This window comes from Sinorhizobium fredii USDA 205 (assembly GCF_001461695.1).
GTDB lineage: Bacteria > Pseudomonadota > Alphaproteobacteria > Rhizobiales > Rhizobiaceae > Sinorhizobium > Sinorhizobium fredii.
In genome coordinates this window covers 33,428-47,197 of the sequence record NZ_AUTC01000110.1, presented here as the reverse complement: position 1 = coordinate 47,197, position 13,770 = coordinate 33,428, and the positions used below count along the sequence as shown (strand labels likewise).

Here is a 13,770-nt window from a genome sequence, read left to right as displayed (position 1 = left end):
TGAATCCGGCTTAACCCTAGTTCGAATCCGGCAAAGGAGGGGCGCGTTTAGCGCTTGAAGTCCGGCGCGACTGATGAAAACATCCCGCCTGCTAAAACCGCTCGGCCAGGAGAGGGTTTCCTTTCGGGGCTTGCAATCGGCTGAAGACGACAGGCAACAGGAGAACATCATGATCAGACACATGCGGACCGGCCTTCTCACCGCATCCCTTCTCGCCCTTTCATCGGGCGCCGCCTTCGCCGATTACGAATTGAACATCCTGCACATCAACGACCTGCATTCGCGCATCGAATCGATCAACAAGTTCGATTCGACCTGCTCGGCCGAGGAGGAAGGCAAGAACGAGTGCTTCGGCGGCGTCGCGCGCCTGAAAACGCTGATCGACCAGAAGCGCCAGGAACTCACCGGAAAGAACCTGCTGCTGCTCAATGCCGGCGACAACTTTCAAGGGTCGCTTTTCTTCACCACCTACAGGGGCGCCGCCGAGGCGGAATTCCTGAACCTCATGAAGTTCGACGCGATGACCGTCGGCAACCATGAGTTCGACGAAGCCGAGGACGGGCTCGCGAGCTTCCTCGACAAGGTCACCTTCCCGGTCGTGACGGCCAACGTGCTGCCGAGCCACAAGTCGAAGATCGGCGACCGGATCAAGCCGTCGCTCGTGCTCGACGTCGGCGGCCAGAAGGTCGGCATCGTCGGGGCGGTCGCCAACGACACGCCGGAGCTTTCGTCGCCGGGGCCGGACATCCTGATCGGCGAGGACGTGGCAACGATCACCAGCGCCGTCGATGAGTTGAAGAAGCAGGGCGTCAACAAGATCATCGCGCTGACCCATGTCGGCTATCCGCGCGACCTCGCGGCAATCGCCAAGATCCCGGATGTCGACGTCGTGGTCGGCGGCCATTCCCACAGCCTGCTCTCCAACACCGACGAGAAGGCGGAAGGCCCCTATCCGACGATGGTCGACAACCCCGGCGGCTACAAGGTACCGGTGGTGCAGGCGGGTTCCTACAGCAAATACCTCGGCGATCTCGTCGTCACTTTCGATGACAACGGCGTGGTCAAGGCCGCCAAGGGCGATCCGATCCTCGTCGACTCCAAGATCAAGCCGGATGAGGCAGTCGTCGCCCGCATCAAGGAGCTTGCCAAACCGATCGAGGAGTTGAGGTCCAAGGTCGTCGCCAAGACGGAAGCGCCGATCGACGGTGCGCGCGAGAATTGCCGGGCGAAGGAATGCGAAATGGGCAGTCTCGTCGCCGACGCCATGCTGGATCGCGTCAAGGGTCAGGGTGTGACGATCGCCATCACCAATGGCGGCGGGCTCAGGGCCTCGATCGACGCCGGCGACGTGACGATGGGCGAAGTGATCACGGTGCTGCCGTTCCAGAACACCGTCGCGACGTTCCAATTGAAGGGCGCCGATATTCGCGCAGCGCTGGAGAACGGCGTGAGCCAGGTCGAGGAAGGCGGCGGGCGCTTCCCGCAGGTGGCCGGTCTCAAGTTTTCCTTCGACCGCTCGAAGCCCGCCGGCAGCCGAGTGGTTTCGGTCGAGGTGAAGGAGGGTGACGCCTTCAAGCCGCTCGATCCGGAAAAGACCTATTCGCTCGTCAGCAACAACTTCATGCGCGGCGGCGGCGACGGCTACGCGGTCTTCAAGGCCAAGGGCGAGAACGCCTACGACTACGGCCCGGGCCTGGAAACCGTGCTGGCCGACTACCTCGCCGCGCATCAGCCGTTCAAGCCCTATACGGACGGTCGCATCGCGGAGGCCGCCGCTGCGGCCGGCGCAACGGCGACCGCACCGGCTGCGGAGACCAAGCCGGCCGAGAGCGCTGCGGCACCCGCTTCCCAGCCATCGGGCGAAACTGCAGCCGCCGCTGGTGGTCCGCAGAAGCACGTCATCGCCAGGGGCGACACGCTCTGGGATCTCGCCGAGTCCTTCTACGGCAACGGCTTCGAGTGGAAGAAGATCGCCGAAGCCAATGGCGACCCCGAGCCGCGGGCTCTTCATATCGGGCGGGAACTGGAGATTCCGGCGAAGTAAGACAATTTGCCTCTACGGCAAAAGCCGGCGCGGGCTTTCCCGCGCCGGCTTTTCTTTTTAGAAGGATTTGAAAACAGAGGCGCCGCTGGCGATATAAGCGCCATGAGGAAGACGATGACAGAAGTACTTGCCGAACCGACCACCGCCGCTCACCCGCCCGTGAAATCCGGCAAGGTCGGTGTGCTGCTGGTCAATCTCGGCACGCCGGATGGCACCGATTACACCTCGATGCGCCGCTACCTCAAGGAATTCCTGAGCGACAGGCGCGTCATCGAGTGGTCGCGTCTCTTCTGGTACCCGATCCTCTACGGCATCGTGCTCAACACGCGTCCGCAGAAGGTCGGCAAGGCCTATGAGCTGATCTGGAACAAGGAGCGGAACGAGAGCTGGCTGCGGACCTACACGCGCAACCAGGCCGCGTCGATGGCCGAAAGCTTTGCCAATCACCCGCACGTCGTCGTCGACTGGGCGATGCGCTACGGCCAGCCGTCGATCGCCTCGCGCATGGAGGCGCTGCAGCAACAGGGCTGCGAGCGCATTCTCGTCTTCCCGCTCTATCCGCAATATGCGGCGGCGACGACCGCGACGGTCAACGACAAGGCCTTCGAGGCGCTGCTGAAAACGCGCTGGCAGCCGGCGCTGCGCACCGTGCCGCCCTATCACGACGACCCGGTCTATATCGATGCGCTCGCCGCCTCGATCGAGCATCACCTGGCAAAGCTCGACTGGCAGCCCGAGGTGGTTCTGGCCTCCTTCCACGGGATCCCGAAAAGCTATTTCGATCTCGGCGATCCTTACTACTGCCAGTGCCAGAAGACGGCGCGGCTGTTGCGCGAAAAACTGGGCTGGACGAAGGAGAAGTTGCAGGTGACGTTCCAGTCGCGTTTCGGGCCGGAGGAATGGCTGCAGCCCTATACCGACGCGACAGTCGAAAAGCTCGCCAAGGACGGCGTCAAGCGCATCGCCGTCATCAATCCGGGCTTCGTTTCCGACTGTCTGGAAACGCTCGAGGAAATCGCAGGCCAGGCGGCCGAAAGCTTCCATCACCATGGCGGTGAGAAATTCGCGCATATCCCCTGCCTGAACGACAGCCCCGAAGGCATGGCGGTGCTCAACCACGTCGTTCGCCGCGAACTCGAGGGTTGGTTGTAGTCAAGCGCGTTGCGGGCAAGCATCTTCTGAAGCCGGGTCGAACGTAGCTTTGACCTTCACAGGCCAAACGTCGGGTTCCCGGTCGAGACATAGGGACTTGCACGTCAAGTCCCGGCTATGAGAGCAAGCGCCAGGCGGAATCATCGGCACCGAGCGATGATGATAGTGCCGTCCGGTTGCCTGTATCTGCAGTTGCCACGATTGTAGGACGGGGTTGTTGCAGTCCCGACCGCGGCGCCCACAAGAGCTCCGCCAGCCGCACCGGCGACCGTGCTCGTTGTGTTTCCACCGATGAGCTGGCCTGCCACAGCGCCTGTTCCCGCGCCCACCAGAGCTCCGGTCAAGCCGCGTTGGTTCTGTTCCGTGGCGCAGCCGGCGGCAAGGGCGGCCGCAATCGCGAGTGCGAAAGAGAGTGTCCTTCGAGTCATGGCATGCTCCTTCTTTTGCGAGTGGCCACTCTCTCCGAAATCCGGCTTGAACATTCAGCAATTTAGAGCATGTGGCCACAGTCGGTCACGGCCTGAACCGTCGACATTAATAGTCGACGGCGTCGCGCATGATCGGGCAGGTCATGCAGTGGCCGCCACCGCGTCCCCGTCCGAGCTCGGCACCGGAAATGGTGATCACCTCGATACCCTGCTTTCGCAACAGCGTGTTGGCGTAGGTGTTGCGATCATAGGCGAAGACGACGCCGGGCGAGGCGCAGACGAGGTTTGCGCCGCTGTCCCATTGTGTTCTTTCGCGCATGTAGTCGTTGCCTCCCGTCTCGACCACGCGCAGCTCCTTGAGGCCAAGGGCATCGCGCACGGTTTCGACGAAACTGCCTTCGTCCTTGCGCAAGTCTACCGTTCCCGGCTTTGACGCGGGGCGGTAGGAGAAGGCAGAAATGGCGTCGACGATGTCTGGATAGATCAGCACGCAGTCGCGGTCGGCGAAGGTAAACACCGTGTCGAGGTGCATGGCTGCACGCAGCTTCGGCATTGCGGCGACGATCACACGATCCGCTGCGCCCTTTTCGAACAGGGTCGCAGCGAGCTGGCTGATTGCCTGCCGCGACGTCCGCTCGCTCATGCCGATCAACACGTTGCCTTTGCCGATCGGCATGACGTCGCCACCCTCGAGCGTGGCGAGACCCCAGTCCTTGGTAGGGTCGCCCCACCAGACATTGACCTTGCCGGCGAAGTCGGGGTGGAACTTGTAGATGGCGGTGGCGAGGATGGTCTCTTCGTGGCGCGCCGGCCAATAGAGCGGGTTGAGCGTCACCCCGCCGTAGATCCAGCAGGTGGTATCACGCGTATAGAGCGTATTGGGCAGCGGCGGCAGCAGGTACTCCGCCACGCCAGCGGCGTCCCGGATCAACTCCAACATCTCGCCCCCAAGCGTCTCGGGAAATTCGTAGGTCGACAACCCGCCGATCAGGGTCTCCGCGAGCTCACGGTCAGGCAGCCCCTCGAGGTAGCTGCGGATTTCGTCCACGAGCCCAAGCCCGACTTGGTTCGGCACGACCTGATGGTCGAGAATCCACTTCTTGCCCTCGGGAATTGCCACCGTTTGGGCGAGCAGGTTGTGCATCTCGAGAACTTCGACGCCACGGTCACGCAACTTGTTCATGAAGTCGAAATGGTCGCGCTTGGCGTTGTCGACCCATAGCACGTCGTCAAACAGGAGGCTGTCGCAATTGCTTGGCGTCAGACGATGATGGGCGTGGCCCGGCGCACAGACCATGACCTTGCGCAGCTGGCCGACCTCCGAGTGTACGCCGAAAGTGTGGCTCGAGCTTTCAGAAGACATGACACATCTCCTTTTTCAGATCGTCAGGTAGCCCGTGGACAATCCGATGATCGCGGCGATACAGCCGATGACTGCAGCGGCGAAAATCAGCCAGTCGACGGATGTGTTGAAGAGCTGCTTGCCTTGCTCGCGCCTGGCCCAGAAATAGAGGATGGTGCCAGGGGCATAGAGAAGCGCCGACAGCAGGACGAACTTCATGCCGCCGGCGACAATCATGAAAAACGTGTAGACGGCGGCGATGCTGGCGATGATCAGGTCGCGGTTGCGTTCATGCGGCCTGACTTCGTAGGTCTCGGCGCGTCGAGCCAGCAGGAACCCGAAGGCGGCCACGAACAGGTAGGGGATCAGCGACATTGCGCTTGTCAGATTCAGCATCAGCGCGAACGCATCCCGCGACCAGTAGGTGCTGATGACGAACAGCTGGACGACGATATTGGTGAGCCACAGCGCCGCTGCAGGGACCTTGTTCTGGTTCTCGGTGCCGAAAACCCGGGGCATGTCGTCCGTGCGCGCCGCCACGTAGAGCACTTCCGCGCACACAAGAGACCAGGCGAGATAAGCGCCAAGCACCGAGACGATCACGCCGATGCTGATGAAAACCGCACCCCAGGGACCGACGACGGCTGCAAGTACGCCTGCCATCGAAGGCTGGCTCATGGCGGCAATCTCGGGGCGCGTCAGGGCCGCATAGGGCAGCAGCGTCACCAGCACCATCAGCGCGCTGACGCCGATGAAGCCCATGATCGTGGCCGTGCCGATATCGGAGCGCGTCTGCGCATAGCGCGAATAGTTGCTCGCGCCTTCGATGCCGATGAAGACGAAGACCGTCGCCAACATCGTCGCCTGGATCTGTTGCAGGAGGGTTGCCTCCGGCATCCCCTCGCCACCCCAGAAGTTGAGGCGGAACAGGTCGAGTTTGAAGAAGAAGAAGAGGATGATGATGAAGGCGATGATCGGGACAACCTTCGCGACGGTCACGACGGTGTTGATGAAGGCCGCCTGCTGGATGCCTCTCAGGATCGTGAAGTGGAAGAGCCAAATTCCGACCGAGGCGACGAGGATGGCGATCACGGTGTTGCCGTCGCCGAAGGCAGGAAAAAAATTGCCGAGCGTGGACTTGATCAGCACCCAGTATGACACGTTGCCGATGCAACTGCCGATCCAGTAGCCGAAGGCGGACAGGAAGCCCGGATAGTCACCGAACCCTTCCTTGGCATAGGCGAAAACGCCGGCGTCGAGATCGGGCTTGCGTTCGGCCAGCGACTGGAAGACGCGCGCCAGCATGTACATGCCGCCGCCCGCAATGCACCAGGCAATGATTGCGCCGAACGGCCCTGTCGCAATGCCGAATGTTCGCGGGAGCGAGAAGATGCCTGCGCCGACCATGGAACCGACAACCATGCTGGTCAGAGCGAAAAGGGATAGCTTCTGCTCAGCTTTGATCGCCATCGCGCTACTCCCGGGGTTGACCGATGTAGGGGGGCCGTCCGCGCCGGTGCGGACGCCGATCAGATCTGGTATCGCTGGTGATGCCGGATAAGCTTGTGGACCTTGCCTATAGGCTTTCGACCTCGAAGCGGTTATCCGCTTCTGGCACCACCTCTATAACATGCTTGGACCCTCTGACCGCAATGTTAACGTGTAATCTTCAAAATTCCTAGAGGGAATCAATATCCGCTGATATGCCGACACAACGACGGGCGTGAACTATAGCGCCGCCCGTTTCGCCCAAAGGACGCTGTAGAACCTTGAATTGCTGCGTGTTTCCTCGGAGATCTACAAGGTGATGTAGCCGGTCACGAGACTGTAGATGCCGAAAACGCATCCGACCGCTGCAGCCATGAAGACGAGCCATTCCCGAGGGTTGAACAGAGGCTTCTTCTGTTCACGCCTCGTGTAGAGGAACAGGACCGTTCCAAATGCGTAGAGGATGGTGGAAAGTAGCAGAAGCTCCAGGCCTCCGGCATAGATCATGAATGCCGTGTAGACCGTGGCGGCACCCGCGAAGATCAGGTCACTGAACCGTTCTTCCGGCCTGATGTGATAGGTCTCGCCGCGCCGGGCGATGAGGAAGCCGTAGGCTGCGACCAGCAGGTAAGGAACCAGAACCATCGCGCTCGTCAGGTTTACCATCAACCGGAACGCGTCCTCGGAGAACAGCGTGCTGACGAGGAAGAACTGGATCACTCCATTGCTCAGCCACAGAGCCGCAGCAGGAACGTTGTTGTTGTTCTCCCTGGCGAGAACGCTCGGCATGTCTCCGTTCTTGGCGGCGCAGAAGAGCACCTCGACGCAGATCAGCGACCATGCCAGATAGGCTCCGAGCACGGAAACGATCAGGCCGACACTGACAAAGACGGAGCCCCATGGCCCGACGACGGATTCCAGCACGGAAGCCATCGAGGGTTGCCGCATGCCTGCGATTTCCGGTCGCTCGAGGGCGGCGTAGGGCAGCAGCGTCACCAGCACCATCAATCCCAGCACGCCGACGAAGCCCAGTGTCGTGGCCACGCCCACATCGGAACGTTTGCGGGCGTAGCGTGAATAGACGCTCGCGCCCTCTACGCCGATGAACACAAAAACCGTGACCAGCATGGTCGCCCGAACCTGCTCGAACAGGCTTGCCTCGGGCATGCCCGCGCCGCCCCAAAAATTGGCGCGAAAGAGGTCGGTCTCGAACGCACCGAGCAGGATGACTATGAAGATCACAATGGGGACGATCTTTGCCACCGTGACGACAGTATTGATGGCCGCGGCTTCTTTGATCCCCCGCAAGATCATGAAGTGGAAGCCCCACAGCGCGACAGAGGAGACAAGCACGGCGGCGACCGTGTTGCCGTCTCCGAAGATCGGGAAGAACGCCCCGAGGGTGGCCTTGATCAACACCCAATATGACACATCGGCAATGCAGCCGACCAGCCAGTATCCGAGGGCCGAAAGGAAGCCGGCATAGTCACCGAAGCCGGCCTTCGCATAGGCATAGACGCCGGCGTCGAGATCCGGCTTGCGTTCCGCGAGCACCCGGAACACGTGAGCCAGAGTGAACATGCCCGCTCCTGCGATGCACCAGGCCACGATCGCGCCGAAGGGTCCGGTCGCATTGCCGAAGGTGCGCGGCAGGGAAAATATGCCCGCTCCTACCATGGAGCCGACGACGAGCGCGGACAGAGAAGCAAGCGAAAGTTTCTGAGCAGTGCTGGTCATGCGGCCTCCGATTGCGTTACGGTTGCCTGATCGAACGAAAGGCACTTACTGTTGAGCGGCCGCCACTGCACATCCAGCAATCCTAAGTGCTACGGCGTCCTTTGCGCATCTGACAGGACGCGCGGCGCTGTAGGTAGCAGGAGCCGCAACGTTGTATCTTTAGTTTCAAAACTTCAAGCTGTAAAATCCCGGGGGACCGGACCAGATTTAGTTGTGCTAATCTACGTCTGTCGCCAGCACCTGCATGAATGTGGATGAACGATACTCCACTGCGCTGGGTAGCAGTCGAGCTGCCGCGCATCAGGGAGATGCGTTCGACCGGGAAAGCGCACCGTCCCAATCAGTGTGCCTGACCCGCTGCGGAAAGGCAGCAAGGCCAATGATCTCGTTTTTCTTGAGTCTCCGCTACATCATGATCCTGGCGTCCATAGGAGTCCTGGGCGGCGCACTGCTGATGTTCTTCGAAGGCGCGCTTCTCTTGCGCAACGCCTTCGCCTTCGTCAGAACCGAGCCGGAGCTTTCGGTCACCGCCGCCGTCTTGCGCGCCACCGACAAGTTTCTTTTCGGCATCGTGCTCACCATCTTCGGCTATGCGATCACGTTCGGTTTCGTCATCGATGTGTCGGACGAAGTCAGGAAAAGGGTGCCGCGATGGATGATCCTCAACACGGTCGCGGAAATGAAGATCCTCTTCATCGAGGTGATCATCCTTTATCTCGTCGTCCATTTTGCGACCGTCGTGGCGGAAACCGAGGGCATGCTGGACTGGAACGGTCTTGTGCTGCCGGGCGCGGCACTTCTCCTGGCGGCGGCGATGAAGCTTGTTGCCAGTTCCACGCATGATGTGGGTCCGAAATAGACGCAGTGCAGGGCCTCCCCAAGCGCGTTCGAGCTGGGCCACCCGTCATTTTGCTTGAAGGACACCGGCTTTGCGCGTATAACTTGCCGATCCTACGGTCTGACACTTCTTGACGTTGCAGCGTCCGCGCTGCATCCGTGAACGTGCATATCTCTCGTAAGCGCCCCAGCGGGTTACCGGTAGAGGGCAAGACGAAACGATCACTCATTCGGCGTGTGACAAGTCCCGACAGGCATTCCCAGGGGTCTCCCTCTATCGCAAGGCGGCGTCAGGCGGCCTGATAGCATGCCTCACCAAAGGAGGCTTGCATCGGAAACTCGAAGTGGGGTCTGATGTTCAGAACGGTGTTTCGGTCTGTGGAGTTCGTTCTGGGCGTGAGCGGCCTTCTGTTCTGCTCAAACGCAGACGGTATCGCCCAGAGCGCGCCGGTCGTGGGCGTCATGACCGTTCAAGTCGAAGACGTGTCGCCCGGCTACGAGTTCGTTGGCCGGGTCGAAGCCCTCAACGCGGTCGATATCCGAGCCAGGATCGAGGGCTTCCTGGAGAACCGGTCCTTCGCGGAAGGCCAAAACGTCGAGAAAGATCAGGACCTTTTCACCCTCGAGCGGATGGCCTACGAGCTCGCCCTCCAGGATGCGCAAGCGGCCCTCGTCAGCGCCCAGACGACCCTCGATAATGACGAGCGTCAGTTCCAGCGAAACCAGGCGCTCCGGAGCACCGTCTCGCAGGCCGTGCTCGAGGCGAGCCAGGCGGCGCGCGACACTGCCCGGGCAAACGTCCTGTCCGCACAGGCCAGGGTCAATCAGGCGGAGCTCAATCTCGGCTACACTCGCATCAAGGCCCCCATCGGGGGTCGGATCGGCCGTGCAGCCTTCTCCGTGGGGAGCCTTGTCGGCCCTTCGTCGGAGCCGTTGGCCCGGGTGGTTCAGATCGATCCCATCCGCGTGGTCTTCTCGGTCAGCGATCGCACGATCCTCGATCTTCGCGCTGCCGCGGGAGGGGCAGAAAAGGACGCGCTGGCAAAGCGCTATGCGCTCAAGCTGCGCCTCTCCAACGATGAGCCCTACCAGCAGGCAGGAAAGGTTGAATTCTTCGGAAACGAGGTCGACGTGCAGACCGGGACGCTGCCGATCCGAGCGCTGTTCGACAACCCGCAGTCTCTCCTCATGCCGGGGCAGTTCGTGACGGTGATCGTCGAGCCCGCGGACCGGCAACAGCGTCCGGTTGTACCCATCGGGTCGGTGGAACAGGACCGCGACGGCCGCTTCGTGCTCGTCGTCGACGGCGAGAGCCGCGCCACCGTGCAGCGCATTCGCGTCTCTACGCAGCTCGGACAGAACTGGGTCGTCGAAGAGGGCCTGAAGGGCGGGGAGACGCTCATCGTCCAGGGCCTCCAGCGCGTCTCCCCGGGTGCCGTCGTCGAGGCGCAGAGCATATCAGCCGGCGACGCGGCAACGAATGCCGCCGCGCCGACATCCGCCTCGGCGCCAGGATCCTCAAGCCAATGAACCTGTCGGCGCACTTCATCGACCGCCCACGTCTCGCCATGGTTATTGCCGTGGTCATGGCCATCGCCGGTGCGCTTGCGCTGTCGCAGATTCCGATCGCTCAGTTCCCGCAGATCACGCCGCCCGAGGTGCAGGTTACCGCCAGTTACCCGGGCGCCAATGCCAGCGTGCTGGAGGAAAGCGTAGGCGCGCCGATCGAGGACCAGGTGAACGGGGTCGAGGACATGCTCTACATGTCGTCGGCAAGCAGCAACAACGGCACCTACTCGCTGACTGTGACCTTCGCGGTCGGCACCGATCCGGCAATGGCGCAAGTGAACGTACAGAATCGTGTCGCACTCGCGACGCCGCGCCTTCCCGCCTCAGTAACCCAGACGGGGGTATCCGTGAGAGCGCAGTCGTCCAGCATGCTGATGGGCGTGGCGATCTATTCCCCGAAGGGAACGCGCGACGAGATATTCATAAGCAACTTTGCCGCCAACAATATCCGCGATGCGATCGCCCGGGTTGCCGGCGTCGGCGAGGCCGGCATTTTCGGACCGTCGTACAGCATGCGCATCTGGATGAACCCGGACCAGATGCAAGCGCTCGGCATCACCGCCGCCGACCTGGCGAGCGCGATACAAGCCCAGAACGCGCAGGCGTCTGCCGGCCAGCTGGGGTCTCCGCCTGCAGCCTCGGGCCAGCAGCTGCAACTCACGATCATGGCCCAAGGGCGTCTCGCGACCGAGGAGGATTTCGCCAACATCATCGTTCGCACGAATGTGGACGGTGCGATAGTCCGCCTCCGCGACGTCGCGCGCGTCGAACTCGGTGCGCAGTCCTACGACACGACGTCCAGTTTCAACGGGCAGCCGAGCGCGACAGTCGTCGTGTATCAGAGCTCCGACGCCAATGCGCTTGCGGTGTCGAGGGCAGTCCTCTCCGAGCTCGATCGGCTTTCGCGACAGTTTCCCGAGGACGTTGCCTACGCCGTCGTCTTCGACACCACCGCCTTCATTACCGAAACGATCAAGGAAATCGGCATCACGCTTGCGATCACTTTCGCGCTTGTCGTCGCCGTCACCTACCTCTTCCTGCAGGATTGGCGGGCGACGGTCATCCCGACGCTGACGATTCCAGTGTCCCTGATCGGCGGCTTCGCTGTCCTTTATCTGCTTGGCTATTCGGCCAATACCATCACGCTCTTCGCCATCATCCTCGCCATCAGCCTGGTCGTCGACGACGCAATCATCGTCGTCGAGAACGTACAGCGCGTGATGAGCGAAGAGGGGCTGGACGTCCGCGCCGCGACCCAACGCACGATGACGCAGGTGACGGGTCCGATCATAGCGACCACGCTCGTCCTTGCGGCGCTCTTCGTCCCGATCGCGTTCGTGCCGGGGATCACCGGGCAACTCTATCGCCAATTCGCGGTAACGATCCTGGTCACGATCACTTTCTCCACCATCAACGCACTGACGCTCAGTCCGGCCCTGTGCGTTCTCATGCTCGAGCGGCCGCGCGCGAACCGGCGCGGGATTTTCGGGAGGTTCAACCGTGGCCTCGACGTCTCCCGGAGATGGTATCTCAACATGCTGGACCGCATGTCGCGAAGGCTGGTGATCGCCTCGGTGCTTCTCCTGGCGATCTTCGGCGGGGTCTATGGACTGTTCCGGGCGCTTCCGACCGGGTTCGTGCCGGCGGAGGACCAGGGTTATCTTTTCGTCAACGTGCAACTGCCAAACGCCGCGTCGCTTGAGAGGACCCAACAGGCGCTCGCCTCTGTCGTCGGGATCTTGCGGCAAACGCCGGGCGTTGCCAATTCCGTCGGCATCGCCGGCAACAGCATGGTGGGCGGCGGCGGCTCGAATGCGGGGATGGTGATCGCCGCGCTCGATCCCTGGGAGGAACGCAGGAGCGCCGATGAAAGCATCGACGCGATCATGAACCATCTGCGTGCCGAATTCGCCCGGATTCCCACCGCCTTCGTCGTGCCGTTCAATCCTCCGGCCATTCCGGGACTTGGCGCAACCGGCGGCTTCGATCTGAGGCTTCAGGCGCGCGGCGGCCAGAGTCAGCAGGAGCTTGCAGAGGTGATGCGCGGCCTGATCGTCAAGGCGAACCAGACCCCGGGCCTCGCCAGTGTCTTCAGCACCTTCACGGCAGACGTGCCACAGGTCTTCCTCAACGTGGATCGCCGCCGGGCCGAGCTGCTCGGCGTTTCGACGGCGACCATCTTCAGCGCCATGCAGTCCCATCTCGGGTCGTCCTATGTAGACGATTTCAACATCTTCTCGCGCGTGTATCAGGTGCGCATCCAGGACGAGCCGCAGTTCCGCAGTCGGATCGAGGACATTCAGCGGCTCCGGGTGCGCAGTCGAAGCGGGGAGCTGGTGCCTCTGCAGGCCCTTCTGTCCATCTCCACCATCTACGGACCGAACGCGATCAGCCGTTACAATCTGTTTCCTTCCGCCTCGATCAACGGCCACGCAGCCACCGGGACAAGCACCGGCGAGGCCCTCACGATCATGGCCTCTCTTGCGGAGCAGAACCTCCCGGAAGGCTTCGGATTCGAGTGGACGGGGCTCGCCCTGCAGGAGCAACAGGCCGGCAACCAGACGGTCGCCATTCTCATCATGGGCATCATCTTCACCTACCTCTTTCTCGTCGGGCAGTACGAAAGCTGGAGTGTTCCCCTCGCGGTGATGCTCTCGGTGTCCATTGCCGTGCTCGGCGCTCTTGCGGCTCTGATGCTCGCCTCGATCGATCTCAACGTATACGCCCAGATCGGCCTGGTTCTATTGATCGGGCTCGCCGCGAAAAACGCTATCCTCATCGTGGAGTTCGCCAAGGAACGGCGCGAGGAGGGGATGACGACGCGCGAAGCCGCAGCGGCAGGTACGGCCCAGCGCTTTCGCCCGGTTCTCATGACGGCAGTCGCGTCGATCCTCGGAGTCGTTCCCCTGGTGATCGCCACAGGAGCAGGCGCAGGCAGCCGCCGCGCCATCGGCATGACGGTGTTCGGCGGGCTGCTCGTCGGCACGGTCGTCGGCCTCCTGCTCATCCCCTTACTCTATGTCCTGGTCCAGACCATTCGCGAGCAAATCAAAGCGCGCGTCTTCAGCCGGAGCCAAGGCACGACGGCGGATGACGTGGCCCGCCCTCAGCCCTGAGCGGATGCGGACTGTCGAGCCGATCGCATGCCGCGCAGGAGCGTCGGGTAACAGGCG

General features: G+C 62.0%; 9 protein-coding genes. 5 read left to right on the top strand and 4 right to left on the bottom strand.

What is annotated here, in order from left to right:
- The first annotated feature begins 169 nt into the window (after window positions 1–169).
- Window positions 170–2,044 carry a bifunctional metallophosphatase/5'-nucleotidase gene (locus N181_RS11295; RefSeq protein WP_037435202.1) on the top strand — a complete coding sequence of 625 codons (1,875 nt, stop codon included), beginning with the start codon at window positions 170–172 and terminating at the stop codon, window positions 2,042–2,044.
- Window positions 2,045–2,158: 114 nt separating this feature from the next.
- Window positions 2,159–3,196, top strand: coding sequence for a ferrochelatase (gene hemH, locus N181_RS11290; RefSeq protein WP_037393586.1), 1,038 nt, complete (start codon window positions 2,159–2,161; stop codon window positions 3,194–3,196).
- Between the two features lie 140 nt (window positions 3,197–3,336).
- Here hemH and N181_RS31570 read toward each other — a convergent pair whose 3' ends face one another.
- The 4 genes from N181_RS31570 to N181_RS11275 form a co-directional block, all read right to left on the bottom strand.
- Window positions 3,337–3,624, bottom strand: a complete 288-nt coding sequence (locus N181_RS31570) for a glycine zipper 2TM domain-containing protein (protein WP_014329769.1) — start codon at window positions 3,622–3,624, stop codon at window positions 3,337–3,339.
- A 106-nt stretch (window positions 3,625–3,730) separates the two neighbouring features.
- Window positions 3,731–4,987, bottom strand: a complete 1,257-nt coding sequence (locus N181_RS11285; protein ID WP_037393556.1) for an arginine deiminase — start codon at window positions 4,985–4,987, stop codon at window positions 3,731–3,733.
- 15 nt (window positions 4,988–5,002) lie between these two features.
- Window positions 5,003–6,436 (bottom strand): basic amino acid/polyamine antiporter, encoded by a 1,434-nt coding sequence (locus N181_RS11280; protein ID WP_014329771.1) that lies wholly within the window; start codon window positions 6,434–6,436, stop codon window positions 5,003–5,005.
- Between the two features lie 327 nt (window positions 6,437–6,763).
- Window positions 6,764–8,191 (bottom strand): basic amino acid/polyamine antiporter, encoded by a 1,428-nt coding sequence (locus N181_RS11275; protein ID WP_037393553.1) that lies wholly within the window; start codon window positions 8,189–8,191, stop codon window positions 6,764–6,766.
- A gap of 379 nt (window positions 8,192–8,570) precedes the next feature.
- On the opposite strand from N181_RS11275, the gene N181_RS11270 reads away from it, so the two are divergent.
- From N181_RS11270 to N181_RS11260, 3 genes are all read left to right on the top strand, one after another.
- Entirely contained in the window at window positions 8,571–9,050 is a 480-nt protein-coding gene (locus N181_RS11270) for a YqhA family protein (protein WP_012709357.1), read from the top strand.
- A gap of 332 nt (window positions 9,051–9,382) precedes the next feature.
- The gene (locus tag N181_RS11265) at window positions 9,383–10,558 is read left to right on the top strand and encodes an efflux RND transporter periplasmic adaptor subunit (protein ID WP_037393551.1); all 1,176 of its coding nucleotides are present in this window, start codon (window positions 9,383–9,385) and stop codon (window positions 10,556–10,558) included.
- Complete coding sequence (locus tag N181_RS11260; RefSeq protein WP_037393549.1) at window positions 10,555–13,713, top strand: efflux RND transporter permease subunit; 3,159 nt, start codon at window positions 10,555–10,557, stop codon at window positions 13,711–13,713. The genes N181_RS11265 and N181_RS11260 overlap by 4 nt, the downstream gene beginning before the upstream one ends.
- Window positions 13,714–13,770 lie beyond the last annotated feature (57 nt).

Coding starts and splice junctions, on each gene's coding strand:
- N181_RS11295 (WP_037435202.1), top strand. CDS start 170: ATGATCAGACACATGCGGACCGGCCTTCTCACCGCATCCCTTCTCGCC.
- hemH (WP_037393586.1), top strand. CDS start 2,159: ATGACAGAAGTACTTGCCGAACCGACCACCGCCGCTCACCCGCCCGTG.
- N181_RS31570 (WP_014329769.1), bottom strand. CDS start 3,624: ATGACTCGAAGGACACTCTCTTTCGCACTCGCGATTGCGGCCGCCCTT.
- N181_RS11285 (WP_037393556.1), bottom strand. CDS start 4,987: ATGTCTTCTGAAAGCTCGAGCCACACTTTCGGCGTACACTCGGAGGTC.
- N181_RS11280 (WP_014329771.1), bottom strand. CDS start 6,436: ATGGCGATCAAAGCTGAGCAGAAGCTATCCCTTTTCGCTCTGACCAGC.
- N181_RS11275 (WP_037393553.1), bottom strand. CDS start 8,191: ATGACCAGCACTGCTCAGAAACTTTCGCTTGCTTCTCTGTCCGCGCTC.
- N181_RS11270 (WP_012709357.1), top strand. CDS start 8,571: ATGATCTCGTTTTTCTTGAGTCTCCGCTACATCATGATCCTGGCGTCC.
- N181_RS11265 (WP_037393551.1), top strand. CDS start 9,383: ATGTTCAGAACGGTGTTTCGGTCTGTGGAGTTCGTTCTGGGCGTGAGC.
- N181_RS11260 (WP_037393549.1), top strand. CDS start 10,555: ATGAACCTGTCGGCGCACTTCATCGACCGCCCACGTCTCGCCATGGTT.